A 23,926-nucleotide genomic window follows, 5' to 3' on the forward strand; every position below is an offset into this window, starting at 1 on the left:
AACCCGCCGTTGCTGAGCCCGCCACCGCTCAGTCCGTTCCCGGACGGGCGGCGCGGCGGCGAAGGACCATGAAGGCGGCGACGCCGGCGGCCAGCAGCAGCGCGATGAGCAGAAGCGCTGTCGCGGGACCGTTCAGCCATGACGACGGCGATACTGCCGCCACTTTGGCCTGCAGCTCTTCCGTACCGGCGGCAAGCTGTGAGTTCCCGTTGGCGAGGCTGCCGGCGCCCTCGGCCAGCCTGCCCGAACCATCGTCCAGCTTGCCGTTGCCCTCGGCGAGCTTTCCTGTGCCCTCAGCCAGCTGGCTGCTGCCGGCCTGGAGCGTGCCTGCCCCGGCGCTTAGCTGCACGGTGCCGTCGGCAAGGGCCTGCGCTCCGGCGAGGAGACCAGGGTTTGCCGGGTCTCCGTCGCCGTTGATCCCTGCCGTGAGTTTGGCGGTGCCGTCATGGAGGCTGTTGGCGGCATAGATCAGTCCCGGCTTCTCCGGGTCCCCGGGCACGCCGTCCATGCCGGTGCGGATCTTTGCCGTGCCGTCGGCAAGGAGTGAAGTGCCCAAGACAACACCAGGGTTTTGCGGGTCCGTGGAATTGAGCCGCTCCGCGAGGGTGGCAAAGCCTGCGGTGAGCCTGCCCGCACCGGCATTCAGCTCGTTGGCTCCCGCGGTGAGGGTGCTGGTTCCGGCCTTGAGCCTACCGGCGCCGTCGCTGAGTGCAGTGGCCCCGGAGTCGAGTTTGCCGGCACCGGTATTGAGCTGGGCTGCCCCCGAGTAGGCCCTCCGGCCGCCCTCGGCAAGCTTGGCGATCTTGTCCTTGAGCAGGCCGATAGGCACCAAGCCCTGGGGGCCACGCCGCAGACTCGAGCTGGTCAAGGCCCTGGCTGAGTGCAGCCAGCCCATCTCCCTTCGCGGGGTCGTTGCCCTCGCCAGGGTATCCCTCAAGCCGATCCGTCCCGGCCTTGAGCTGGGCTGTGCCATCCCGCAGTGCCGCCGCGCCGACGTTGAGGGTGCCAGCACCGGTGTCCAGCAGTCCTGCGCCGGTAGAGAGGCGGCCGGTTCCTGCCGCCAATTGCCCGGCGCCGTCCGCAAGGTTGTTCGGCGCGTTCCCGGCCGGCGTGGGAGTCAGGGCAGTGGAAAGCTCGACGGCACCTGCCTGAAGCCTTTTGGCGCCGTCATCGACCTGGTAGACACCCGGAACGAGCCTGTTGACCACGTCGTTTTGGAGCTTGGTGGTGCCTGCATGCAGTTTGTCCGCTCCGGGTGCCAACTTGTCCCGGACCCCGGAGTAGATCTCGCCCGCCCCGGACTGGAGGGCCACTGCGCCGGTGCTGAGTGCCTTTGTCCCGTCTTCTACTTTGACGGAGCCGTCCCTGACCTGGACGGCGCCCGTGTTGGCCGCTCCGGCCCCATTGGCGAGCTGGCTGGAGCCATCCCTGAGTTGGGCCGCGCCGGCTGCTGCCCTGGCGGCGCCATCACTGAGCCGGGCTGCGCCGCCGGAGATCTGGCCGGTGAGGTAGGTGTAGAAGGCAAGGAGCAGGACAAGCAACAGGGATAACGAGAAAATTGCAATGGATTGGGACCGGCTTTTGCGGCCGCTGGCCGCTATGGCTGCTGTACGGGTTGTCAACGCTGACTTCCTAACCCGCCTCCGGACGACGCTGCCCGGCGGCGAAGACCAAGGTGATTGGAACGGTTCCAGTTCTTCGGAGGCGCCCGATTGGCAGGGCGGACATCTAGTTACTGATGAGTAACTTACTCGACGGTAACTTTAACTCTGGCCGTTGGGCAAGGGTTGGGTACAAATGCAGCTTCGGGTGCCGGGAGGGGCTCGGCCACCTCGATTTGTGCGAGCCGAAAGTCTCGGGTAGAGTATTTTCTCGTGCTGAGGCGCACGGAGCAGGGCGAAGGCCCTGAATGCCGGGCCCGAAAGTTCCATTGGGATATGGTGTAATTGGCAACACTACGGTTTCTGGTACCGTCATTCTAGGTTCGAGTCCTGGTATCCCAGCTCTGATGTGAAAGTGTTTTTTGACTACATATCAGGCAGCTTCAAACGGCTCGCCGATTTGAGACTGGAGCAAGGTGTATGAAACAATCACTGAGCTTGAACGGCGGAAACGCCAAAAAAGTTACTTGGCCCCATCGTATAGCGGCCTAGTACGCTGCCCTCTCACGGCGGTAACGCGGGTTCGAATCCCGCTGGGGTCACCAATGAAATGGTCCCGGGCAATAAGCCCGGGACCATTTCTTTTGTTTAAGCTGCGCTAAAACTGCAAGTTCCTCAGCGCATGCGGCGCTACTGTGGCCCCACTACGTCGTGGGGGGAAACCAGGCTCGGAACGAGCTTTGCCGAGGGCAAGAATTCACTGAACGCCATTCGGCTGACTCTTGCAGCTACCGTCATCCTGTCCCATTCCTGGTGGTTGGGCGGCTACGGTCCGGAGCCTCAGCCAGGCGGCCTCAAGCTCGGGAGTTGGGCGGTGCTCGGTTTCTTCGGCATTTCTGGCTATCTGATTACTCGAAGCCGGGTCCGGGCGGCAAGTTCGATGGATTATGCCAGAGGACGGTTCTGTCGCATTTTCCCAGGCCTGGCTGTTTGTGTTGCAGTGGTGGCCTTTGTTTTGGCTCCATTGACTGCGGCCGCACGTGGTAACAACTATTCGCTGCGCGACGGGCTACTGTACTTCGTGACAAACCTGTCAGTTGGAACTCCTGGCATTGCACTGCCGGGCATACCCGGCTCACTGGACGGGGTGCATGATCCTGGTTCCTGGAACGGTCCCCTGTGGACGCTCTTCTGGGAAGTTGCCTGCTACGCGCTGGTCGGAATCGTCCTGGGAGTCCTGAAAACCAATCTGGCGAGAATAGCGCTGTTGGTGCCCTTCGTGGCGGGGTCCGGCTTCGTCTTCACCCTTGACGCGGGATGGGGAGCGGTACCTACGCCGCAGGACTGGCCCCTGATCCCTGTCCTGACGTTCCTGGCGGGCTCCCTGGTCTATCTGTTTCAGGACAAGATACCGGTCCATCGCACAATGCTGGTTGGAGCCGCTGCCGGGGTGCTCGTGGCGGCGAGTTCGGGGTTCGCAGCGTCTTTGGTTCACATCCCACTAAGTGTCCTGCTCATTGCAGGCTCCCTTCACTTTCCCTTGAATCGACTGGCCCCGCGGTCTGACCTCTCGTTCGGCATCTACATATACGGCTGGCCCGTTCAGCAGATGTTGGCCGCGGCGGAATTTGAAACTCACGTTTCACCTGTTGTCTTCGCCATGGCATCCCTGGCAGCCGTTACCCCCATGGCTTGGCTCTCGTGGCGTTGGGTAGAGGCTCCCGTCCTCATGTGGAGCCGTGCGCGGAATAGCCGACGGCAAGTGCCCCAACTGGCATGATGTTGCTGTGACCTCACCACAGGAGAACCACCCGGCGGACCGGCAGGAGCAGCGGAACACGGCAGCCGTGTCCCTGCTTGAACAGGTCCGCGGCACCCTGGCGGAGGTGACGTTGCCCCTGGCCCTGCCGGGGGCGGAGCAGGGGCGTCGTGACGCTGCGGCCGGCGTGGCCCAGCTCGACGATTACATCCTCCCCCGCTACCGCAGCCTCGACGCCCCGCTGCTTGCCGTCGTCGGAGGGTCAACCGGTGCCGGAAAATCAACCCTGGTCAATGCCCTGGCCGGCCACCCTGTTACCCGCTCCGGCGCCATCCGCCCCACCACCCGCCAGCCGATCCTCCTGCACCATCCTGCGGAAGCTGCCTGGTTCGAGGGCAGCCGGGTCCTGCCGGGGCTGGGCCGGATCCGGGGTGCCCTGTCCGCTGGGCCGGTCGCTGCAGCCCAAACGGTGACGGGGCCGGACGCCGGGGGCGCCTCCTCGCTGGTCCTGCTCGCCGATGACGCCGTTCCGGCGGGCATTGCGCTCCTCGACGCTCCCGACGTCGATTCCATTTCCGATGACAACCGGAAGCTGGCCGGCCAGCTGCTCGCAGCCGCGGACCTGTGGATCTTTGTCACCACCGCCAACAGGTATGCCGACGCCGTCCCTTGGCGGCTGCTCCTGGATGCGGCCGCGAGGGACATCATGGTGGCCGTTGTCCTGGACAGGGTACCGCCCGGCGCGGAAGACGAAGTCAGTGAGGACCTGCGGCGGCTCCTTGACGCTGAGGGGCTGTCAGGTGCCCAGCTCTTTGTCATCCCCGAGTCCACGCTGGATCCGCTGGGCATGCTTCCCGCCGGTGCTGTCATCCCCCTTCGGAACTGGCTCACCGGCCTCGCCGCTGACGCCGCAGGCCGGGCTGATGTCGCACGCCGCACCCTGAATGGTGCGGTCCGTGCACTGGCCGGCCGGGTTGCAGCCATCTCCGCTTCCGCCGCAGAGCAGCAGCGCGCGGCAGCTGCGCTGGAGGCCGGCGTTGGTGCCGCCTACCGGGACGCGGGCAGCAGGATCCTCGACGCCACGCGCGACGGAGCCCTTCTCCGCGGGGAAGTGCTGGCCCGCTGGCAGGACTTTGTGGGAACCGGTGAGTTCTTCCGGACCCTCGAGCAGAATGTGGGCCGCCTCCGCGACCGGCTGGGTGCCTTCTTCCGGGGTGAACCACCGCCTGCAATCCAGGTTGAAGCAGCAATCGAAACGGGCCTGCAGGCCGTCATTGTCGATGAGGCGGCAAACGCCGCTGAGCAATCCGACCACCGCTGGCGGTCCGACCCGGCGGGCCGGCAACTGCTGGGCACAGACGACCTCTCCGGGACCGGTCCCGGATTCGCGGACCGGGCAGCACGGGAGATCCGCGCCTGGCAGGAGGCGCTGATGGAACTTATCCGCACGGAGGGCCAGGGAAAGCGGACCCAGGCCCGGTGGCTCTCCTTCGGCATCAACGGGCTGGGTGCCGCACTGATGATCGTTGTCTTCTCCATGACAGCAGGCCTGACCGGCCTGGAGGTCGGCGTGGCAGGCGGAACCGCCGTCGTGGGCCAGCGCCTGCTCGAGGCCGTGTTCGGTGAAGACGCTGTGCGCCGGATGGCCGAAAAGGCACGCACCGACCTTGCTGCCCGCTGCCAGCGGCTCCTTGAAGAGGAACAGCAACGTTTCCTGGTCCGGCTCCCGGCCGCAGGGACGGTGGCGGCCGGCGTACTCGACACCCAGGCCGATGCGCTGGGCCGCCTGGCGGGCACCGCGTGAGCCGGCACAGCGGCGCCCGCGATTCATCGCGGCTGGACCGGCGGCTGGAAGCACTGAACGATGCGAGGCAGCTCGCCGGTGGTGTCCTTCCGGACGCACAGCTGGAGGAGGTTCTCCAGGTCCTGGAGCACGCCGAGTCGCGCCGCTCCCTGTCCGCGGAACACACTGTGGTGGGGTTCTTCGGTGCCACCGGAAGCGGAAAATCCTCTCTGTTCAACGCCGTGAGCGGCAGTGGCATCGCGACGACGGCGGCGCGCCGGCCCACAACATCGGAGCCGCTGGCGGGGGTCTGGGGAGTGGACGGCAGCGAACCGCTCCTCGACTGGCTCGATGTCCGCAACCGGCACCACGCAGCCCCCGTGGAAGGCTTCGCGGGCGAGGACACCGGCCTGATCCTGCTGGACCTGCCGGATTTCGATTCCACCCGCGCGGCCAACCGTGAAGTGGTGCAGCGCATGGTGGGCCTGGTGGATGTCCTCGTCTGGGTGCTCGACCCGCAAAAGTACGCGGATGCAGCGGTCCACCAGGATTTCCTTGCCCCGCTGGCCTCACACGGTGCGGTCACGCTGGTGGTCCTCAACCAGGTGGACAGGCTCCCGGCCCACGACGTGCCGCCCGTCCTGGATTCCCTCCGCGGGATCCTCGCCGCCGAAGGCCTGGGCAAAGTGAAGGTCCTCGCTGCATCTGCGCTGACGGGCCAGGGCGTGGACGGCGTGCGTGCTGCGATCAGGAACGTGGTGGTGCAGCGGAAGGCACGCTCGCAGCGGCTGGAGGCGGACGTAGCGAAAGCTTCCAGGGAACTGCGGGAGGCGTCCGGGGACGGTGAAGCTGCCGGTGTCCGCAACCAGGCCGTGGCGAGGCTGGGCGGCGAACTGGCGATGGCAGCCAATGTTCCGGTGGTTGTCAGTGCCGTGGCCCGTTCCTACCGCCTCGAATCCGTCCGGCGGACGGGCTGGCCCGCCACCCGATGGCTCTCGAGGTTCCGGCCCGACCCCCTGCGCAGGCTCAACCTCCGCAGGGACGCACCGGCGGAACTCAACCGCACGTCGCTTCCACCGGCCAGTGCCCCTGCCCGGGCCCGTACGGACTCTGCGGTCAGGGAGTTTGCAGATGCCGCCAGCGCCGGCGCGCCGGGTCCCTGGCGGGCCGCCATCCGCAGCGCGGCCCGTGAGGGCCGGGACCGGCTTCCGGATGTCCTGGACCAGGCCATCGCCGGCACCGACCTTGGGGCCAACCGGAAATCCTGGTGGTGGGGTGTCTTTAATGTGGTCCAGTGGCTGGCGCTGCTGACCGTCCTGGGCGGCCTCGGTTGGCTCGGCGGCCTCGCGGCACTGCAGTATTTCCAAATGCCGGCACCGGAGCCGCCGCGGGTGGAAGGGTGGCCGGTGCCAACCCTGATGGCCGCCTTCGGAGTGGTGCTGGGGATTGTGCTGGCCCTGGCCGGCCGTTTCATTGCCGCAGGGACCGCCGCGGCACGGGCATCGAGGGCGCGGAAGCGGCTGGAGGCGGCCGTGGCCGGGGTTGCCCGGAATCTTGTGGTGGAGCCGGTTGAGGTAGAGGTGAGCAGGCTTGCGGCGTTTAACGCGGCACTTAAGGTAGCTGCGGGCTAGGGGAGGGGCTCATCCCTTGGCTCCGGCGGCTTCCAGGCCGGCAGCAGCGTCCCGCACCTTGATCATGGTGCGCAGGTTGCGGGTAGTGGTTGCCGCCTTGAACTTGGACTTCGACGAAATCTTGCTGAACGGGCTGTCCAGGGTCCCGCCGGCCGGTGCGAGCCAGGCGAGGGCCTCAGGGCCAAGCCGGTGTTGCCGGTGTGTGTCCCCGAGGGCCTGGCCTGCAGCGTCCAGTTCGTCCAGGACAGCGTGGTCGGAGGAAAGCGTGATGTACGAGTGCGTGGACTTGTCGTCGTCCGGGTACGGGCACGCCTCCACCAGTTCTGCCACCCGGCTGGCCGGCAGGACCACTACCCAGGCCTCGTAGCCGAAAGCGGCGCGAAGGGCCTTCTCGAACTCCTGCTTCACGCCGGCGGCGTCCAGTCCGCTGGTAAGGACCACGTTGCCGCTGGCCAGCAGTGTCTTGGCGTCGCCAAAGCCGCTGCCCTTCAGTGCGTCGCGAAGGTCCGCCATTTTGATGTTGATGCCGCCCACGTTGATGCCGCGGAGAAATACTGCGTAGCTGCCCATGGGCCACAGCCTAACCGCCCGAGGTCGGGTTGGGTGCTGTTGCCCGGCGGCGGTCAGTCGTTGTTTTTGCGCAGCGCTTCGGTAAGGATGCGGCCGGCGTTGCAGACCACTTCGGCGTGCAGCCTGCCGGGCTGGCGGGTCAGCCGCTCAATGGGGCCGGAAATCGATACGGCGGCAATGACGCGCCCGGACGGTCCGCGCACCGGCGCCGAGACCGAGGCGACCCCCGGCTCGCGTTCGCCAAGGCTCTGGCCCCAGCCCCGGCGTCGTACGCCTGCCAGGACGGTGGGCGTAAAGCGCGCCGACTGCAGGCCCTCGAGCAGGCGGTCGTGGTCTTCCCATGCCAGCAGGACCTGGGCCGCGGAACCGGCCTTCATGGATAACTGGGTGCCCACGGGAATGGTGTCGCGCAGGCCAATGGGGCGCTCGGCCGATGCTACGCAGACCCGCCAGTCGCCCTGGCGGCGGAAGATTTGCGCGCTCTCGCCGGTGGCGTCCCGAAGCTGCATCAGGACGGGGCCGGCAGAAGCGATGAGGCGGTCCTCGCCGGCGGCCGATGCCAGTTCAACCAGCCGGCTTCCCAACACGAACCTGCCCTGGATGTCACGGCTCACCAGCCTGTGGTGGACCAGCGCGAGGGCGAGGCGGTGGACAGTGGGACGGGCCAGGCCGGTGGCCGCCACAAGCTGTGCCAGCGTGGTGGGGCCGGCTTCGAGCGCGTCAAGCACCTGTGCTGCTTTATCAATGACGCCGACTCCACTAGAATTGTCCATGTAATGATATTGCCGTCTCATTATCTGAGATGCAAATCTTTCGGCTGGCGCAGTGACGAGCCGTCCTGCTTCAGTTGAAGCATTCAGCCAAACAGCAGTGAAGGGAGATGGCCATGGCAAAGACATTGGCCGAGAAAGTCTGGGACGCGCACGTGGTGCGCAAAGGCGACGGCGCAGGTGCCAACGCCCAGCCCGACCTTCTCTTCATCGACCTTCACCTGGTCCACGAGGTCACGTCTCCCCAGGCCTTCGAGGGCCTGCGCCTGGCAGGCCGCCCGCTGCGCCGCCCGGACCTGACCATCGCCACGGAGGACCACAACACTCCCACGCTGGACATCGACAAGCCTATCGCCGACCTCACCAGCCGGACCCAGATCCAGACGCTGCGGAACAACTGCGCGGAGTTCGGTGTCCGCTTGCACAGCCTCGGTGACGCCGAACAGGGCATCGTCCACGTGGTGGGTCCACAACTGGGCCTCACCCAACCCGGCATGACGGTGGTCTGCGGCGACTCGCACACCTCCACGCACGGCGCCTTCGGCGCGCTGGCCATGGGCATCGGCACTTCCGAGGTGGAGCATGTGATGGCCACCCAGACCCTGTCCCTGAAGCCGTTCAAGACCATGGCCATCAACGTTGAAGGCACGCTGCGCCCCGGCGTCACGGCCAAGGACATCATCCTGGCCGTCATTGCCAAGATCGGCACCGGCGGCGGCCAGGGCTACGTCCTGGAGTACCGCGGATCCGCCATCCGTGCCCTGTCCATGGACGCCCGCATGACCATCTGCAATATGTCCATCGAAGCCGGCGCCCGCGCCGGCATGGTGGCGCCGGACGAGACCACCTACGCTTACATGCTCGGCCGCCCGCACGCCCCCGAAGGCGCTGACTGGGACGCCGCCGTCGAGTACTGGAACACGCTGAAGACCGACGACGACGCCACTTTCGACGTCGAAGTGGACTTGGATGCCGACGCGCTGGAGCCGTTCGTCACCTGGGGCACCAACCCCGGCCAGGGCGTGTCCCTGTCGCAGGCCGTGCCGTCCCCCGAGGACTTCGGTGACGAAAACGCCAAGGCAGCCGCTGAACGGGCCCTGCAGTACATGGGACTGGAGGCCGGCACGCCCATGAAGGACATCCGTGTAGACACCGTCTTCCTGGGTTCCTGCACCAACTCCCGCATCGAGGACCTCCGCGCCGCCGCGGACATCATCCGCGGCCGTGAAAAGGATCCGAAGGTCCGCATGCTCGTGGTGCCCGGCTCTGCGCGCGTCCGCCTCGAAGCGGAGGCTGAAGGCCTGGACCGCGTGTTCAAGGACTTCGGTGCCGAATGGCGCTTCGCCGGCTGCTCCATGTGCCTGGGCATGAACCCGGACCAGCTGGAACCGGGGGAGCGCTGCGCCTCCACCTCGAACCGCAACTTCGAGGGCCGCCAGGGCAAGGGCGGCCGCACCCACCTGGTATCCCCGGTGGTGGCAGCGGCCACGGCCGTCCGCGGCACGCTCAGCTCGCCGTCGGACCTCGATCCTGCCCCCGAATCCGCCGCCATCCGCACCGACGCAGCCTAGGACGCAACCATGGAAAAGTTCACCAAGCACACCGGCATCGGCGTTCCGCTGCGCCAGAGCAACGTCGACACGGACCAGATCATCCCCGCGGTGTACCTCAAGCGCATCACCCGCACCGGCTTCGAGGACGCCCTATTCTCGGCCTGGCGCAAGGACTCCTCCTTCATCCTGAACCAGGAGCCCTTCAACGCCGGATCCGTCCTGGTGGCCGGGCCCGACTTCGGCACCGGTTCCTCCCGCGAGCACGCAGTGTGGGCGCTGAAGGACTACGGCTTCCGGGCGGTGCTCTCCTCTCGGTTCGCCGACATCTTCCGCGGTAACTCGGGCAAGCAGGGACTGCTGGCCGCCCAGGTGGCCCAGGACGACATCGAGCTGATCTGGAAGGAACTGGAAAACGCGCCGGGAACCCAGGTGACTGTGGACCTGGAGTCGAAGACCGTGGTGTGCGGCAACATTGTGGCCCCCTTCGAGATTGACGACTACACCCGGTGGCGCCTGCTCGAAGGCCTGGACGACATCGGGCTCACCCTGCAGCATGAGGCCGATATCACGGCCTATGAGGCCGCCCGGCCTTCGTTCAAGCCCAAGACCCTCCCCGCCAAGGTCTCCTAGCGCCGGGGCCCTGCTCCTCGGCCCTTCGCGGGGTGCCGTACTTGGCCGCCACGCCCCGGCCAAGGAGCCTGCGTATTTCGGTTCGGTAACGCGACCTCCTATGCTTGGGTGGAGCCTTTGCAAGGATTTGGGGGCGAGTAATCGTGAGGAAACCGGTATATGAGTAGTGTTCTGACAATCCGCGGCGGAGTCCCGCTTACGGGCCGCGTCACCGTCCGGGGGGCCAAGAACCTTGTCCCCAAGGCAATGGTGGCGGCGTTGCTGGGCAACGAACCGTCGGTGTTGCGGAACGTTCCGGAGATCAAGGACGTGGAGGTTGTCACCTCCCTCCTGCAGCTCCACGGCGTGACGGTGGAGAAGGACCCGGTCAGCGGGGACCTCACCCTTGATCCGAAGGCAGCGAAGACGGCATCCAGCACGGCCATCGATGCCCACGCCGGCGACTCCAGGATCCCCATCCTGCTGTGCGGCCCCTTGATCCACGCCATTGGCGAAGCGTTCATCCCGGACCTTGGCGGCTGCAAGATCGGCGACCGGCCCATCGACTACCACCTGGACGTTCTGCGCCAGTTCGGCGCGGTGGTGGAGAAGCGTCCCGGCGGGATCCATATTTCTGCCCCCAAGGGACTGCACGGGGCCAAGATCTCGCTTCCGTACCCGTCCGTCGGTGCCACGGAGCAGGTTCTGCTGAGCGCCACCCGCGCGGAGGGCATCACCGAACTGACCGGTGCCGCCACAGAGCCGGAAATCATCGACCTCATTGCTGTGCTGCAGAAGATGGGCGCGATCATCAGCGTCCAGACCGACCGCACTATCCGCATTGAGGGCGTCCGCGACCTCGGCGGCTACAACCACCGTGCCCTCTCCGACCGCAATGAGTCGGCGTCCTGGGCGTCCGCTGCCCTTGTCACGCGCGGAGACATCTTCGTCGAGGGCGCTTCACAGCGCGACATGATGACCTTCCTGAACACCTACCGCAAGGTGGGCGGCGGCATGGACATCGGCGAGGACGGCATCCGTTTCTACCACCCCGGCGGGAAGCTCAACCCCCTGGTGCTTGAAACCGACGTTCACCCCGGGTTCATGACCGACTGGCAGCAGCCGCTTGTGGTGGCGCTGACCCAGGCCGAGGGCGTCTCGATTGTCCACGAAACCGTTTATGAGAACCGCTTCGGCTTTACGGACGCGCTCATCCGGATGGGCGCCAGCATCCAGGTGCACCGCGAATGCCTGGGCAGCGTTCCCTGCCGGTTCGGGCAGCGCAACTTCCTGCACTCGGCGGTCATCTCCGGGCCCACCCAGCTCAAGGGCACCGACATTGACGTGCCGGACCTGCGTGGCGGGTTCAGCCACCTCATCGCCGCACTGGCCGCCACCGGCGTCTCGCGGGTCACGGGCATCGACATCATCAACCGTGGTTACGAGCGCTTCACCGAGAAGCTGGCCGGGCTGGGTGCCGACTTCGACATCACTGCCGCGAAGTAGCGGGCTGCCGTGAAGGAATCTGCCAAGAGCAGGGCCACATTCGTGTTCATCGCCGGCATTGCCCGGCCGCTGTTGAACCTCATGATGAACAAAAAATGGGAAGGCATCGAAAAGCTTCCCGCCGGTGGATTCATCGCCGCGCCAAACCACTGCACGGAGATCGATCCGCTGGTGGTGGGGCACATGCTGTACAACCAGAAGCGGGCCCCGCATTTCCTCGCCAAAGCCGGCCTCTTCAAGGTTCCGGCACTCGGCTGGCTCCTGCACGCCACCAAGCAGATCCCGGTGGAGCGTTCGACGGCGGGTGCGAACCGGTCGCTGCAGGTGGCCCAGGAGATCGTGGCGGAGGGCGGCGCCATCATCATCTACCCGGAAGGCACGCTCACCCGTGACCCGGACCTGTGGCCGATGAAGGGTCACACCGGAGCTGCCCGGCTCGCACTCGAAGGCGGCATCCCCGTGGTTCCGATCGCCCACTGGGGAGCGCACGAAGTGTTTCCGCGCTATGGCAAGAGGTTCCACCTTTTCCCGCGCAAGACATCACGGGTCGTCATCGGCGACCCCGTGGACCTCAGCGCCTTTGCCGGCCGGCCGATGGACAAGGCCACGCTGACGGAAGCCACCGAAGCCATCATGGATTCCATCACCGGCCTCCTTGCCGGTCTGAGGGGCGAGGTACCTCCCGCCGAGCGGTGGGATCCGGCACGGAAGCAGCAGACCAAGCACGGTCGCTTCATGGAGCGCGGCGGTCAGCGCCCCGGCAACGGACCGGACGATCAGTGACTATTAACCTTCAAGGTTCAGCCCGCTCCGTCGCTGTCCTGGGCGCCGGTTCCTGGGGAACAACATTTGCGAAGATCCTGGCCGACGCCGCAACGGCGGCGGGTACCCCGCGTGAGATAAGGCTGTGGGGCCGCCGGGGTGAAGTGGTTGAGCAGGTTAACACCAGCCACCGCAACCACCAGTACCTCAAGGACGTGCCGCTGCCGGCCAGCATCACGGCGTCCAGTGACGTCGCGGAGGTGCTCCACGGGGCCGACCTCGTGGTCCTTGCGGTCCCCGCCCAGTCGTTGCGTCCGCAACTGCGGGAGTGGCGCCACCTCATCGCCCCTGATGCTGTGGTGGTCTCGCTCATGAAGGGCCTCGAGCTCGGCACCGACGCGCGCATGAGCCAGGTCATCAGCGAGGAGCTCGGCCTCGATGCCGGCAGGATCGCCGTCGTCTCCGGTCCCAACCTGGCCATGGAAATTGCGCGGGAAGAGCCCACCGCTTCGGTGGTGGCCTGCGCTGATTCGGCAGTCGCGGGTTGGCTGGCGCGGAGCTGCACGGCGCCCTATTTCCGCCCGTACACCACATCTGACGTGGTGGGCGTGGAGATCGGCGGGATCGTCAAGAACGTTATAGCGCTGGCGGTCGGTATCTGCGAAGGGAAAGAGATGGGGGACAACACCAAGGCCTCCGTTATCACCCGCGGCTTGGCCGAGACGTCCCGGCTCGCCCTTGCCCTCGGCGGTGAAGCCAAGACCATGGCCGGGCTTGCCGGCCTGGGCGACCTCGTGGCCACGTGCTCGTCGCCGCTGTCCCGGAACCACACGGCGGGAAGGCTGCTGGGCCAGGGCTTCACGCTGGAGGAAGTGGGGCAAAAGATGACGCAGACGGCCGAAGGCATCAAATCCGGCCAGGCCGTGCACGAACTGGCGGGCAAACTGAGCGTGGAAATGCCCATCACCGCCGCCGTTGTGGCCGTGCTGGCCGGCAAGCTGTCCGTTGACCAACTGGGACCGGTCCTGCTGTCCCGGGAACTGAAACCTGAAGGTGATGACTGACGATGTCCCACAACGACCTGACCTCAGCGGAGCCGGCCGGGCGTCCCAAACCGCGGGTAGCGGTCCTGTTCGGGGGCCGGTCCAGCGAGCACGCGGTCAGCTGCGTTACCGCCGCTGGAGTACTTGGCGCCATTAATAAGGACAAGTACGACGTCATCCCCATCGGGATCGCCAAATCCGGCCAGTGGGTGCTGGCCGGCGGTGATACTGCCCAGTGGTCCCTTGCCGGCAAAGCGCTGCCTGAGGTGGCGCCGTCCGAGCAGACTGTCACGCTGGCCGAGATCGGCGGGGAGCACCAGCTGATCGTGGCTGCCCCCAATGAGGTTCCGCAGGAACTGGGCACCGTGGACGTGGTCTTTCCCCTCCTTCACGGGCCCTTCGGCGAAGACGGAACCATCCAGGGGCTCTTGGAACTCTCGGATACCAGGTACGTCGGCGCCGGGGTGCTGGCTTCCGCCGTGGGCATGGATAAGCACTTCATGAAAGTTGTCTTCGAATCAGCCGGCCTCCATGTGGGGCCCTACGTTGCCGTGACTGACAGGCAATGGCAGAAAGATCCCGAGGCCGTCCGGAAACAGGTCGACAGGCTGGGCTTCCCCGTGTTCGTCAAGCCCGCACGGGCCGGTTCCTCGATGGGCATCTCCAAGGTGGACTCGCTGGAAGGGCTGGATGCAGCCATCGAGGAAGCGCGCCGTCACGACCTCAAGCTGGTCATCGAGGCCGGCATCGTGGGCCGGGAAATCGAATGCGCCGTGCTGGAAGGCCGTGGAACCGATGCGCCCCGGACCTCTTTGCCCGGCGAGATTTCCGTGGCCGGCGGCGGCCACGAGTTCTACGATTTCAACGCCAAGTACGTCGAGGACGATGCCGCGTCGCTGAGCTGCCCCGCAGCCATTCCGGATGAGGCCATCGCCAGGGTGCGGGAACTTGCCGCCGCAGCGTTCGACGCTGTCGGTGCCGAAGGCCTGAGCCGCGTTGACTTCTTCTACACGCCTGACGGCGACCTGATCATCAACGAGATCAACACCATGCCCGGGTTCACGCCGAAGAGTATGTACCCGCAGATGTGGGCCAAATCCGGTCTCGGTTATGCCGACCTGATCGACGAGCTGATCCATTTGGCCCTGAACAGGAAGACCGGACTCCGCTGACCCGGGCATTTCCTGGCAGCTGGTCGTGACGAAGCCTGGCTACTGGCTCTGGGGCAGGTCCTGCAGTTCCTGCTGGCCCACGCAGTTGCGGCCGGCCGGCACCTTGCCTGCGGCCGTGGCAAGGTCGGCCAGCACTGTGGCGGAGCTGATCTTGTCCGGGTCCATCAGGATTTCGGTGGCCGGTTCACGGCCATAGGTGGTGAGCGTCCACACGGGATCGCCTTCCTTGATGACCCAGTCAATGCCGTTGACCGTGACGCAGCGGTCTGTGGTGGGGCCAGGAACGTTAACGCCGCAGCGCAGGATTACCAGCGAGGGATCGCCCCAGGCCGCAGTGGCCTGGCTGTTGGTTTGCCGCAGCTTCGCCTCGCCGATGGCGTCCGGGAGGGCCACCATCATGGGTGCGCACGCAGGATTCGCTGCATCCTGGGCGGCGGTAACGTCGACGGCGGGGGCGCAGCCTGCCAGCGGGAGGGCCGCAATGGCCCCAATGAGCACCGTCCTGGCAGCACGGCGGGGCAGGGACAAGTGGGTGCGCGGCATGATCCAAGCCTATCGCCGGAACGGAGTGTTCCGGACACCACAGGTTCCCTCCCGCAACAGTCGGCAGCGCGGCCCGGCCCCGGCCGCCAGCTGGGCTGACCGGAATGTCAGTGCCGCGCTGTAGCGTAGTGGGGTGCCTGAAAAGCGTATGCCTGAAGCAGATTCTCCGGTGGTTGCCGCCCTCTCCGAGGCCGAGCTGCTGGCAAGGATCTTCCCCCGCCTGGCCATGGACGCGGGACATTCCGCCGCCACCATCCTCGGCCCCGGTGACGACGCCGCCATCATCAGCGCGCCTGACGCCAGGACGGTCATCAGCATCGACACCCAGGTCCAGGACCAGGACTTCCGCCTCGCCTGGCCCAACGGATACTGCACCACAGGGTTCGACGTCGGTTGGAAGGCTGCGGCCCAAAACCTCAGCGACATCAACGCCATGGGTGCCCGGGCCACCTCCATGGTGGTAAGCCTCACGTTGCCGCCGGACACCCCTGTGGCCTGGGTGGAGCAGCTGGCCGACGGCCTCACCGCCGGGATCCGGGAACTCGGGGCGTCAGGCTGTTCGGTGGCGGGCGGCGACCTCGGACGGGGCCGGGAAATATCAGTGACAGTGGCAGTGCTCGGTACGCTCGACGGCGGGCAGCCGGTCCTCCGCTCTGGTGCGAGGCCGGGGGACGTCCTGGCCCTGGCAGGTACAGCGGGCCGCGCCGCTGCGGGCCTGGCGCTCCTGGAGTCCCCGACTCACGTGGGGCGGCTGACTCCGCAGCAGCGCAGCCTGGTGGATCTCCAATGCCGTCCCGAACCCCCGCTTGGCGCCGGGCCTGCAGCACGGAGGGCAGGCGCCACGGCGATGCTGGACGTCTCGGACGGACTGCTGCGGGATGGAAACCGGATGGCATTGGCCAGCAGGGTCTCCGTAGACCTCGATCCCGACATCCTGGACCAGCTGGCCGCTGCCCTCGAACCGGCCGGGGACGTGCTGGGAACGGATACCCGGACGTGGTTGTTGGGCGGAGGCGAAGACCATGGATTGCTCGCCACCTTCCCGCCGGACGTTCAGCTTCCTCCCGGATTCACTGCGATAGGCTCGGTACAAGCACTGGGAATCGACGAAGGTCCGCGCGTGACGATTGCGGGCCGGGCCGCGGACACCGGGGGATGGGACCACTTTGCAGACTAAGATCGCCGCCAATGCCCAGGCTATGAGGCGGTGGCTGAACAAAGCGGAAACCGCGCTGGGCAACCACAGCGACCGCCTTAACGCCATCAATATCTTCCCTGTCGCGGACGGCGACACCGGCACCAACCTCTACCTCACGGTCCGTGCCGCCTCCGATGCCCTGGACGGGCTGGACCCGTCAGTGACGGACGTCGGCGCCGTCCTTACCCACGCGGGCCAGGCGGCGCTGGAAAAAGCCCGGGGTAACTCCGGAACGCTGTTCTCCGTCTTCCTGTGCGCGGCGGCGGAACCCCTTGCAGGGCAGCAGCGCCTCAGCTCGGCCCTGCTGGCAACAGCCCTGCACCGTGCCCAGATCCGAGCCTGGACCGCGTTGAGCGATCCCGTGCCCGGCACCATGCTTTCCGTGATGGAAGCTGCATCCCTGGCGGCCGGAGAGATCGACGCCCTCCATCCCGGAGATGACAGCAACCACGCCCTCGGGGTGACGCTGGATGCCGCGGTGGCCGCGGCATTGGCCGCCGTCGTCTCCACGGAGGACCAGCTCGATGCCCTGCAGGCAGCTAAGGTGGTGGACGCCGGCGGTGTTGGCCTGCTGCTAATCCTGGACTGCCTCCGTTCGGTGGTCCTGGGGGAGGAACTGCAGGGAACCCTGCTCGATGACCTTCACGGCTACAGCGTCCAGGATCCCCACATCCACACGAGCATGCCGGTGGACGAAGGTGTTGAGGTCATGTGCACCATCAGCCTTTCGCCCTTGGACGCAGCCACGCTCCGGCAGCACCTGGACGAGCTGGGCGACTCGGTCATCATGAGCCAGCTGGGCGGTGGGGAAGCCGGCGACGGCACCTACCGGTGGCGGGTCCACGTGCACGTCCCCTCGCCGGGTCCTGCCGTTGAGCTGATCCGCACCCTGGGTACGCCCACCGATATGTCCATCAGCGCCCTGTCTGACACGTCCGGCCACCGGAGCCAGGCGCTGCAGGAGGCAGTGGACTCCGGTGGGCATGAACGCTGAGCCCGGCCTGGCCCTGGAACGCCGCATCGGCAAGCGTTCAGCGGGGGTCATCGAAAAACACCTCAACATCACCACGGTTGAGGGCCTGCTTAACTATTTCCCGCGGCGCTACATGGCACGCGGTGAACTGACGCCCATCAGCGAACTGCCGCGCGACGAAGAAGTAACCCTCATCGCACGCGTACTCTCAAGCAGCACCCGTTCCATGCAGGCACGCAAGGGAACCATCACGGACGTCGTTATCTCGGACGATGACGGCCGCAACGGCCTGAAACTGGTCGGCGGTACCGATTTCCACGGCAAGGTCCCCGGGACCCTTAAAATCAGTTTCTTCAACGCTTTCCGTGCAAAGAGCGAACTGCTGCCCGGCCGCCGGGCACTGTTCTCGGGCAAGGTCACCAGCTTCAAGGGAACCCTTGGCCTGACCAACCCTGATTTTCAGGTACTGGATTCGGACCCTTTCACAGCCGGCGGCGATGACCCGGAAAAACTCGCGGCAATGCCGATTCCCGTGTACCCGGCCACGGCAAAGCTGCCCAGCTGGAAAATCCAGAAGGTCATCGCCACCCTGCTCGAAACCGTGGACCTCGGCACCCTCCCGGATCCCGTGCCGAAGACTGTCACCGAAAGGGAGGAATTCCTGCCGCTCGCTGAGGCCTACCGCCTGATCCATGAGCCGGAAACGGCCGCGGACTGGCAGCGGGCACGCCAGCGGTTCCGCTACCAGGAGGCGCTGGTGCTGCAGTCCGCCCTGGCCCGGCGCCGGTCCCAACTGGCCGCCGAGGAAGCTACCGCCAGGCGACAGGTCCGGGACGGCCTGCTGGCTGCGTTCGACCGCAACCTTCCTTTTACGCTCACCGACGGCCAGGCCGCCGTCGGCAAAACCCTGGCGGCCGGGCTCGCCGCAGACCACCCCATGAATCGCCTGCTGCAGGGCGAGGTGGGATCGGGCAAAACCGTCGTGGCGCTGCGGGCCATGCTGCAGGTGGTGGATGCCGGAGGCCAGGCCGCCCTGCTGGCTCCAACAGAAGTCCTCGCCGCCCAGCACTTCGACTCCATTCGAAGGACGCTCGGCCCGCTGTCCAGGGACGGACTGCTCGGCGCATTTGGCGGCACTGACGGAGAATCGGTGCAGGTCACCCTGCTGACGGGTTCCATGCCTACCGCGGCCCGCAGGCAGGCCATGCTGGACGCCGCGTCAGGGACAGCAGGGATCGTCATTGGTACCCACGCGTTGTTGAGCGACAACGTGTCCTTCTATGATCTGGGACTGATCGTGGTGGACGAGCAGCACCGCTTTGGCGTGGAGCAGCGCGATTCCCTGCGTGCCAAGGCCAGGAAACCCCCGCACCTCTTGGTGATGACCGCAACGCCCATCCCGCGCACCGTGGCCATGACCGTCTTTGGCGACCTCGAAACCTCCACGCTGGACGAACTTCCCAAGGGCCGCGCCCCCATTTCCACCCATCTGGTCGGCCTGGCAGAGAACCCGGGCTGGGCGGGGCGGATCTGGGCCCGTGCACGCGAGGAAATAGATGCCGGCCATCAGGTCTACGTTGTCTGCCCCAAAATCGGCACCGACGATGACGGCGACTTCAGCCCGGGCGAAGCGGAGCCGGCCGCCGCCGACCTCGAAGAGAACGGTCGGGAACTTGCCTCCGTGACTGCCGTCGTCGAGCAGTTGCAGGACGAACCAGCCATTGCCGGGGTGCCCGTGGCTCCGTTGCACGGACGCCAGGACCCGGACCTCAAATCGGCCACCATGGCAGGATTTGCGGCCAACACCGTCAAACTTCTCGTTTCCACCACCGTGATCGAGGTGGGCGTGGACGTCCACAACGCCACGATGATGGTCATCCTGGATGCCGACCGGTTCGGCATCTCCCAGCTGCACCAGCTTCGGGGACGGGTGGGCCGGGGTGGGCTTCCGGGGACCTGCCTCCTGGTCACCTCGCTGGAACGCGGGCATCCCAGCCGGCGGCGGCTTGAGGCTGTGGCCGCCACAACCGATGGCTTCGTCCTCTCCCAGGAGGATCTCAAACTGCGCCGGGAGGGCGACATCCTGGGCGCATCCCAGTCCGGCGGCCGGTCCACGCTCAGGCTCCTCCGCGTCCTGGAGCATGAAGACATCATCGCCCAGGCCCGTTCCGATGCCCAGGAGATCGTCACCGGCGATCCGTCCCTGGCCGCCCACCCTGAGCTGGCGGATGCCATCGACAGATACCTCAACCCCGAGAAGGAGGCGTTCCTTGAACGCGGTTAGCAAGTACCCTGCCGGAAGCAGCAGGACCGCGGGCGGTCAGCGGGTGCCCGCATGAGCCGGATCATCGCAGGAGCGGCTGGCGGCACACCCCTCTCCTCCGTCCCGGGCTCGCTGACCCGCCCTACCACCGACCGCGTCAAGGAGGCACTCTTCTCCCGACTGGATGCCTTCGACGTCATCGCCGGAGCCCGCGTACTGGATCTCTACGCCGGGTCCGGTTCGCTGGGGGTTGAGAGCGGCAGCCGTGGAGCCGGCAGCGTGGACCTTGTTGAATCCGATGCCAAGGCAAGTGCGGTTTGCCAGCGCAACGCGGACCTGATCAACGGCGTTGTGGGCCGCAAGGCAGTGACCGTTCACCGGTCCAAGGTGGAGCCCTTCCTGGACCGCGCCGCGGAGTCGGCAGCGTGGGACCTGGTATTCCTGGACCCGCCCTACCCGCTTGACGAAGTGGCGCTCTCCGCTGTGCTGCGGAAACTCGCCGCGCATCTGGCGCCGTCCGCCGTCGTCGTCGTCGAACGGTCCTCCCGGTCACCCGAACCGGACTGGCCTGACGAGCTGGAACGGTTCGCCGAGAAGAAGTACGGCGAAACCCGGCTGTGGTTCGCTGAGCCTTACGTGCCGGACGCCATTGAAAGCGATGACCTTCCCGCCGCTGCCGAGTCCTAGCAGCCACGTTCGGCCCGGATGACGCTGAGGGGCCGGGCCGGCCGGCTACGGAGCCAACCGGTCCAGGTCCACCCCCGCCAGCACCTTCGCCGGGTGGGGGCCGAGGGCAGTGAGTTGGGCGGTCCATTCCTGCGGCCAGGCCCCCTGGGTTCCGGCCAGGATGATGTTGCCCGGGTACCGGCCCTCGAACATGCCGTTTTCAGCGAAAGCCGCAACGTCCGCCATGGTCTCCCGCAACGCGGCCACCTGGCTTCGGACAAGGGTGAGCGCGGGCTCGTCTCCTACGTTGACCACCAGCACCCCTGAGGGTTTTAGCTTGGCCCGGACTTCGCCGTAGAAGTCGGCGCAGGCGATGTGCGCGGGCGCTTCCGGGCCGGAGAAGATGTCCAGGATGACGACGTCGAACGCAAGCTCCGGGTCAAGCTCACTGAGTGCCTCCCGGGCGTCGCCAATGACGGGGTGCAGGTCCGTCCCCTCAGGCAGGGGCAACTCCCGCAGGACGAAATCCAGCAGCTCGCGCTCCAACTCCACCGCATACTGCACGGAGCCCGGCCGGGTCGCCTGGATGTAGCGGGCCAGGGTCAGCGCGCCCGCCCCCAGGTGCAGCGCACGGAGCGGCGCTCCGGCAGGGGCTGCCAAGTCAACGAGGTGGCCGATGCGGCGGAGGTACTCGTAGAAGATGTCCTCGGGGTGGGACAGGTTCACGTGCGACTGCTCTGCCCCGCCGATGCTGAGCACATAGCTGCCATCGGTGAAGGCGTCCGGCTCGATGGTGGCGTGCTGCCCTGTGGCGCGAAGGAACCGGGAGGCGTGCCCGGGTGTGCCGGACGCCATCAGAGCCTGCTGCTCAGCGTGGCCAGCCGCCCGGCGGCCTCTTCGAGGACGTCCGCTTTCTTGCAGAAGGCGAAGCGGAGCAGGCTGCGGGTGCGTTCAGCACCTTCCGGGTGGCAGAACACCGGCACTGGGATGGCGGCCACACCTACCAGCCCGGGGAGGCGACGCGCGAGGTCCACCGAGTCGGTGATGCCCAGCGGAGCCGTGTCGACGTTGATGAAGTAGGTGCCTTGCGGGGTGTAGACGCCGAAGCCGGCGGCGCGCAGCCCCGCACTGAGGATGTCGCGCTTGTGCTCGAGTGAGGCCGCAATTCCCTGGTAGAAACTGTCAGGGAGGCCCAGCCCTGCTGCTATGGCGGGCTGGAAGGGAGTGCCTGAGCTGTAAGTGAGGAACTGCTTGACGGTTCGCGCGGCGGCCACGAGCTCTTCGGGCCCGGTGAGCCAACCGATTTTCCAGCCCGTGAGCGAGAAGGTCTTGCCGGCGGAAGAGATGGTGATGGTCCGTTCGGCGGCACCGGGCAGGGATGCCACCGGGATATGGCGGACGCCGAAGGTGAGGTGCTCATAGACCTCGTCGGTGATGATCAGCACGTCGTGCCTGTGTGCCAGGTCCACGATTTTCTGCAGTACCTCCCGGGGAAAGACCGCCCCGGTGGGATTGTGCGGATTGTTCAGCAGGACAACGCGGGTGCGTTCGCTGAAGGCGGCCTCAAGGGCGGCCAGGTCCGGCATGAAATCAGGTGCGAGAAGCGGCGCAGTGACATGCGTGGCCCCGGACAGCCCGATCACCGCGCCGTAAGAGTCGTAGAACGGTTCAAGGGTGAGGACTTCGTCTCCGGGTCCGGTAAATGCCAACAGTGAGGCGGCTATGGCCTCGGTGGCGCCGGTGGTGATCAGGACCTCCGAGTCAGGGTCAGGTGCCAGCCCGTAGAAACGTTCCTGGTGGGCGGCCACCGCGGCACGCAACTGGGGGATACCCTTGCCGGGTGCGTACTGGTTGGCGCCCGCCGCGATGGCATCCCGGGCGGCGTCAAGGAGTTCCTGCGGACCGTCTTCGTCGGGGAAACCCTGGCCCAGGTTGATCGCCCCGGTCTGGACCGCGAGGTTGGTCATTTCCTCGAAAATCGTGACGCCCAGCCCGCCGTCAGCGGCCAGGAGGTTCGCTCCAAGGGCGGTCCGCTGCCATGGAGCGGGGGCAGAAGGCGCGGAAAGTTCCCGTGACGCATGCATCCAGTCATGGTATCCCGGGCTTCGCATGGGGTAGGTTCGGAGCATGAGACGAGCTGTCTGCCCCGGATCCTTTGATCCCATCCATAACGGCCATCTCGAAGTCATTGCCCGCGCTGCCGGTCTCTTCGACGAAGTCATTGTGGCCATTTCCACCAACTACGCCAAGAAGTACCGGTTCAGCCTCGATGAGCGCCTCGAAATGGCGCGGGAAACCCTTGCGTCCCTCAAGGGGATCGTTGTGGAACCTGTAGGGGAGGGGCTGCTGGCTGAATACTGCCGGCAGCGGGGCGTCTCGGCCATCGTTAAGGGGCTTCGGTCCTCGTCGGACTTCGATTACGAATTGCCCATGGCCACGATGAACAGGCAACTGAGCGGCGTGGAAACTGTCTTCCTGCCTGCGGAAGCGCATTACATCCACCTGTCGTCGACCCTCATCAAGGAGGTGGCCGGACTGGGCGGCAACGTCTCCGAGTACGTCCCCAGGTCCGTGCTGCGGAGACTGCTGGCGGGCGAGCCTTCGGCGAATCAGCAGCCCAGGCGGTAGGCTGGTCCGGTACTTCGGCGGTATCGCCGGCCGGTTTGAGTCCCTGTGGCTCTTCAGGCTAAGATGGTACGTCGGTCATATGTTCAACAGGAGTTCTCATTAAAAGAGATGCTGGTTCGCCCCTGGCGTTCGACGTCAAGGACCTCGGGCGCAGCCCGGGAAGCATGCGGACACTGAAGGAACATGTACCCGCACCTGGTGATCTTGGTGTGGCGCTCATTGGCGTTCAGGAAGGCTCGGATATCGAGCTGGACCTGAGGCTGGAGGCCGTACACGAAGGAATCCTGGTATCAGGAACCGTCCTCGCCGGTGTAACCGGGGAATGCGGCCGATGCCTGGATCCCCTTGCGTATGACCTTGAGGTCAATGTGCAAGAACTTTTCTTCTACGAAGGTGCTGAGCTTTCAGGCGAAGAAGAAGATGAAGAGCAACGTCGAGTCGAGCACGATGTAATCGATCTTGAACCGGTGTTGCGGGACGCGGTTGTCACCAACCTGCCGTTCCAGCCGGTGTGCCGGGAAGACTGCCAGGGCCTTTGCTCCGAATGTGGAGTACGCCTGGAAGACGAGCCGGGGCACCACCACGAGGTCTTGGATCCTCGCTGGGCTGCCCTAGCTGATATGGCTAAGCCTGACCGGCAAAATTGATTTGTACGTGTTTGTCTAGAGAGAAATGAGTTAGCCGTGGCTGTTCCCAAGCGGAAAATGTCTCGCTCGAATACCCGCGCCCGCCGCTCGCAGTGGAAGGCGACCGCCCCCCACCTGGTGAAGACCGTTGAAAACGGCCAGGTCACCTACAGCCTGCCGCACCAGGCTAAGGTCGTTACCGACTCTGCTGGCACTGCGCTGTTCCTTGAGTACAAGGGCCGCAAGGTCGCTGACGTCTAATCGGCCACT

The 23,926-nt window shown here is 66.1% G+C and carries 22 protein-coding genes, 2 tRNA genes and 1 pseudogene; 18 read left to right on the top strand and 7 right to left on the bottom strand.

Going from position 1 to position 23,926, the window contains the following annotated elements:
- Positions 1–28 precede the first annotated feature (28 nt).
- Both UC32_RS20945 and UC32_RS21170 read right to left on the bottom strand, forming a co-directional pair.
- Positions 29–829, bottom strand: a complete 801-nt coding sequence (locus tag UC32_RS20945) for a hypothetical protein (RefSeq protein WP_235423618.1) — start codon at positions 827–829, stop codon at positions 29–31.
- Between the two features lie 151 nt (positions 830–980).
- Positions 981–1,622, bottom strand: a pseudogene (locus UC32_RS21170) (hypothetical protein); the annotation flags it as partial.
- Positions 1,623–1,931: 309 nt separating this feature from the next.
- Here UC32_RS21170 and UC32_RS07595 point away from each other — a divergent pair.
- The 5 genes from UC32_RS07595 (at position 1,932) to UC32_RS07615 (ending at position 6,774) form a co-directional block, all read left to right on the top strand.
- Positions 1,932–2,003: transfer RNA gene (locus UC32_RS07595), tRNA-Gln, on the top strand.
- Positions 2,004–2,130: 127 nt separating this feature from the next.
- Positions 2,131–2,206 (top strand) — tRNA-Glu (locus UC32_RS07600).
- Between the two features lie 77 nt (positions 2,207–2,283).
- A complete protein-coding gene (locus UC32_RS20290) occupies positions 2,284–3,381 on the top strand; it encodes an acyltransferase family protein (RefSeq protein ID WP_082071984.1) in 1,098 nt (365 codons plus the stop codon).
- A 7-nt stretch (positions 3,382–3,388) separates the two neighbouring features.
- Positions 3,389–5,164, top strand: coding sequence for a dynamin family protein (locus tag UC32_RS07610; protein ID WP_045730627.1), 1,776 nt, complete (start codon positions 3,389–3,391; stop codon positions 5,162–5,164).
- Complete coding sequence (locus tag UC32_RS07615; protein WP_045730628.1) at positions 5,161–6,774, top strand: GTPase; 1,614 nt, start codon at positions 5,161–5,163, stop codon at positions 6,772–6,774. Before UC32_RS07610 ends, UC32_RS07615 begins: the two co-directional genes overlap by 4 nt.
- Positions 6,775–6,783: 9 nt before the next feature.
- On the opposite strand, the gene UC32_RS07620 is transcribed toward UC32_RS07615, so the two are convergent.
- Complete coding sequence (locus UC32_RS07620; protein WP_045730629.1) at positions 6,784–7,344, bottom strand: DUF1697 domain-containing protein; 561 nt, start codon at positions 7,342–7,344, stop codon at positions 6,784–6,786.
- Positions 7,345–7,397: 53 nt separating this feature from the next.
- Entirely contained in the window at positions 7,398–8,117 is a 720-nt protein-coding gene (locus UC32_RS07625) for an IclR family transcriptional regulator (RefSeq protein WP_009356552.1), read from the bottom strand.
- 113 nt (positions 8,118–8,230) lie between these two features.
- On the opposite strand from UC32_RS07625, the gene leuC reads away from it, so the two are divergent.
- The 6 genes from leuC (at position 8,231) to UC32_RS07655 (ending at position 14,759) form a co-directional block, all read left to right on the top strand.
- Positions 8,231–9,685 (top strand): 3-isopropylmalate dehydratase large subunit, encoded by a 1,455-nt coding sequence (gene leuC / locus UC32_RS07630; RefSeq protein WP_045730670.1) that lies wholly within the window; start codon positions 8,231–8,233, stop codon positions 9,683–9,685.
- 9 nt (positions 9,686–9,694) lie between these two features.
- Positions 9,695–10,297, top strand: coding sequence for a 3-isopropylmalate dehydratase small subunit (leuD, locus tag UC32_RS07635; protein ID WP_045730630.1), 603 nt, complete (start codon positions 9,695–9,697; stop codon positions 10,295–10,297).
- 159 nt (positions 10,298–10,456) lie between these two features.
- The gene (murA, locus tag UC32_RS07640) at positions 10,457–11,782 is read left to right on the top strand and encodes a UDP-N-acetylglucosamine 1-carboxyvinyltransferase (protein ID WP_045730631.1); all 1,326 of its coding nucleotides are present in this window, start codon (positions 10,457–10,459) and stop codon (positions 11,780–11,782) included.
- Between the two features lie 9 nt (positions 11,783–11,791).
- Positions 11,792–12,565: a lysophospholipid acyltransferase family protein gene (locus UC32_RS07645; RefSeq protein ID WP_045730632.1), complete on the top strand. Its 774-nt coding sequence runs from the start codon at positions 11,792–11,794 to the stop codon at positions 12,563–12,565.
- Positions 12,562–13,608, top strand: coding sequence for an NAD(P)H-dependent glycerol-3-phosphate dehydrogenase (locus UC32_RS07650; RefSeq protein ID WP_045730633.1), 1,047 nt, complete (start codon positions 12,562–12,564; stop codon positions 13,606–13,608). Before UC32_RS07645 ends, UC32_RS07650 begins: the two co-directional genes overlap by 4 nt.
- A 2-nt stretch (positions 13,609–13,610) precedes the next feature.
- Positions 13,611–14,759 carry a D-alanine--D-alanine ligase family protein gene (locus UC32_RS07655; RefSeq protein WP_045730634.1) on the top strand — a complete coding sequence of 383 codons (1,149 nt, stop codon included), beginning with the start codon at positions 13,611–13,613 and terminating at the stop codon, positions 14,757–14,759.
- Positions 14,760–14,798: 39 nt separating this feature from the next.
- Here the strand turns inward: UC32_RS07655 and UC32_RS07660 are convergent, their stop codons facing one another.
- Positions 14,799–15,302, bottom strand: a complete 504-nt coding sequence (locus UC32_RS07660; RefSeq protein WP_045730635.1) for a DUF3515 domain-containing protein — start codon at positions 15,300–15,302, stop codon at positions 14,799–14,801.
- A 148-nt stretch (positions 15,303–15,450) separates the two neighbouring features.
- On the opposite strand from UC32_RS07660, the gene UC32_RS07665 reads away from it, so the two are divergent.
- From UC32_RS07665 to rsmD, 4 genes are read left to right on the top strand one after another with little or no spacing between them, the layout of a single operon-like run.
- Positions 15,451–16,479, top strand: coding sequence for a thiamine-phosphate kinase (locus tag UC32_RS07665; RefSeq protein WP_045730636.1), 1,029 nt, complete (start codon positions 15,451–15,453; stop codon positions 16,477–16,479).
- Positions 16,480–16,501: 22 nt separating this feature from the next.
- Entirely contained in the window at positions 16,502–17,494 is a 993-nt protein-coding gene (locus tag UC32_RS07670) for a DAK2 domain-containing protein (protein ID WP_045730637.1), read from the top strand.
- Positions 17,484–19,757, top strand: coding sequence for an ATP-dependent DNA helicase RecG (locus tag UC32_RS07675; RefSeq protein ID WP_045730671.1), 2,274 nt, complete (start codon positions 17,484–17,486; stop codon positions 19,755–19,757). Before UC32_RS07670 ends, UC32_RS07675 begins: the two co-directional genes overlap by 11 nt.
- A 51-nt stretch (positions 19,758–19,808) precedes the next feature.
- Entirely contained in the window at positions 19,809–20,423 is a 615-nt protein-coding gene (gene rsmD / locus UC32_RS07680; protein WP_045730638.1) for a 16S rRNA (guanine(966)-N(2))-methyltransferase RsmD, read from the top strand.
- Between the two features lie 45 nt (positions 20,424–20,468).
- On the opposite strand, the gene UC32_RS07685 is transcribed toward rsmD, so the two are convergent.
- Positions 20,469–21,257: a spermidine synthase gene (locus UC32_RS07685; protein WP_200896342.1), complete on the bottom strand. Its 789-nt coding sequence runs from the start codon at positions 21,255–21,257 to the stop codon at positions 20,469–20,471.
- Positions 21,257–22,486 carry an aminotransferase class I/II-fold pyridoxal phosphate-dependent enzyme gene (locus UC32_RS07690; protein WP_200896343.1) on the bottom strand — a complete coding sequence of 410 codons (1,230 nt, stop codon included), beginning with the start codon at positions 22,484–22,486 and terminating at the stop codon, positions 21,257–21,259. Before UC32_RS07690 ends, UC32_RS07685 begins: the two co-directional genes overlap by 1 nt.
- 43 nt (positions 22,487–22,529) lie before the next feature.
- Here UC32_RS07690 and coaD point away from each other — a divergent pair, with 43 nt between their 5' ends.
- The 3 genes from coaD (at position 22,530) to rpmF (ending at position 23,917) form a co-directional block, all read left to right on the top strand.
- Complete coding sequence (gene coaD / locus UC32_RS07695; RefSeq protein WP_015937423.1) at positions 22,530–23,030, top strand: pantetheine-phosphate adenylyltransferase; 501 nt, start codon at positions 22,530–22,532, stop codon at positions 23,028–23,030.
- Positions 23,031–23,152: 122 nt separating this feature from the next.
- The gene (locus UC32_RS20295; protein ID WP_082071985.1) at positions 23,153–23,677 is read left to right on the top strand and encodes a YceD family protein; all 525 of its coding nucleotides are present in this window, start codon (positions 23,153–23,155) and stop codon (positions 23,675–23,677) included.
- Positions 23,678–23,713: 36 nt separating this feature from the next.
- A complete protein-coding gene (gene rpmF, locus UC32_RS07710; protein WP_009356569.1) occupies positions 23,714–23,917 on the top strand; it encodes a 50S ribosomal protein L32 in 204 nt (67 codons plus the stop codon).
- Positions 23,918–23,926 lie beyond the last annotated feature (9 nt).

Origin of the sequence: Pseudarthrobacter chlorophenolicus, assembly GCF_000962805.1 — a bacterium.
Classification (GTDB): Bacteria; Actinomycetota; Actinomycetes; order Actinomycetales; family Micrococcaceae; genus Arthrobacter; species Arthrobacter chlorophenolicus_A.

Coding starts and splice junctions, on each gene's coding strand:
- UC32_RS07625 (WP_009356552.1), bottom strand. CDS start 8,117: ATGGACAATTCTAGTGGAGTCGGCGTCATTGATAAAGCAGCACAGGTG.
- leuD (WP_045730630.1), top strand. CDS start 9,695: ATGGAAAAGTTCACCAAGCACACCGGCATCGGCGTTCCGCTGCGCCAG.
- UC32_RS07685 (WP_200896342.1), bottom strand. CDS start 21,257: ATGGCGTCCGGCACACCCGGGCACGCCTCCCGGTTCCTTCGCGCCACA.
- UC32_RS07655 (WP_045730634.1), top strand. CDS start 13,611: ATGTCCCACAACGACCTGACCTCAGCGGAGCCGGCCGGGCGTCCCAAA.
- murA (WP_045730631.1), top strand. CDS start 10,457: ATGAGTAGTGTTCTGACAATCCGCGGCGGAGTCCCGCTTACGGGCCGC.
- UC32_RS20290 (WP_082071984.1), top strand. CDS start 2,284: ATGCGGCGCTACTGTGGCCCCACTACGTCGTGGGGGGAAACCAGGCTC.
- UC32_RS07690 (WP_200896343.1), bottom strand. CDS start 22,486: ATGCATGCGTCACGGGAACTTTCCGCGCCTTCTGCCCCCGCTCCATGG.
- UC32_RS07665 (WP_045730636.1), top strand. CDS start 15,451: ATGCCTGAAGCAGATTCTCCGGTGGTTGCCGCCCTCTCCGAGGCCGAG.
- UC32_RS07670 (WP_045730637.1), top strand. CDS start 16,502: ATGAGGCGGTGGCTGAACAAAGCGGAAACCGCGCTGGGCAACCACAGC.
- rsmD (WP_045730638.1), top strand. CDS start 19,809: ATGAGCCGGATCATCGCAGGAGCGGCTGGCGGCACACCCCTCTCCTCC.
- UC32_RS07675 (WP_045730671.1), top strand. CDS start 17,484: ATGAACGCTGAGCCCGGCCTGGCCCTGGAACGCCGCATCGGCAAGCGT.
- coaD (WP_015937423.1), top strand. CDS start 22,530: ATGAGACGAGCTGTCTGCCCCGGATCCTTTGATCCCATCCATAACGGC.
- leuC (WP_045730670.1), top strand. CDS start 8,231: ATGGCAAAGACATTGGCCGAGAAAGTCTGGGACGCGCACGTGGTGCGC.
- UC32_RS07620 (WP_045730629.1), bottom strand. CDS start 7,344: ATGGGCAGCTACGCAGTATTTCTCCGCGGCATCAACGTGGGCGGCATC.
- UC32_RS07660 (WP_045730635.1), bottom strand. CDS start 15,302: ATGCCGCGCACCCACTTGTCCCTGCCCCGCCGTGCTGCCAGGACGGTG.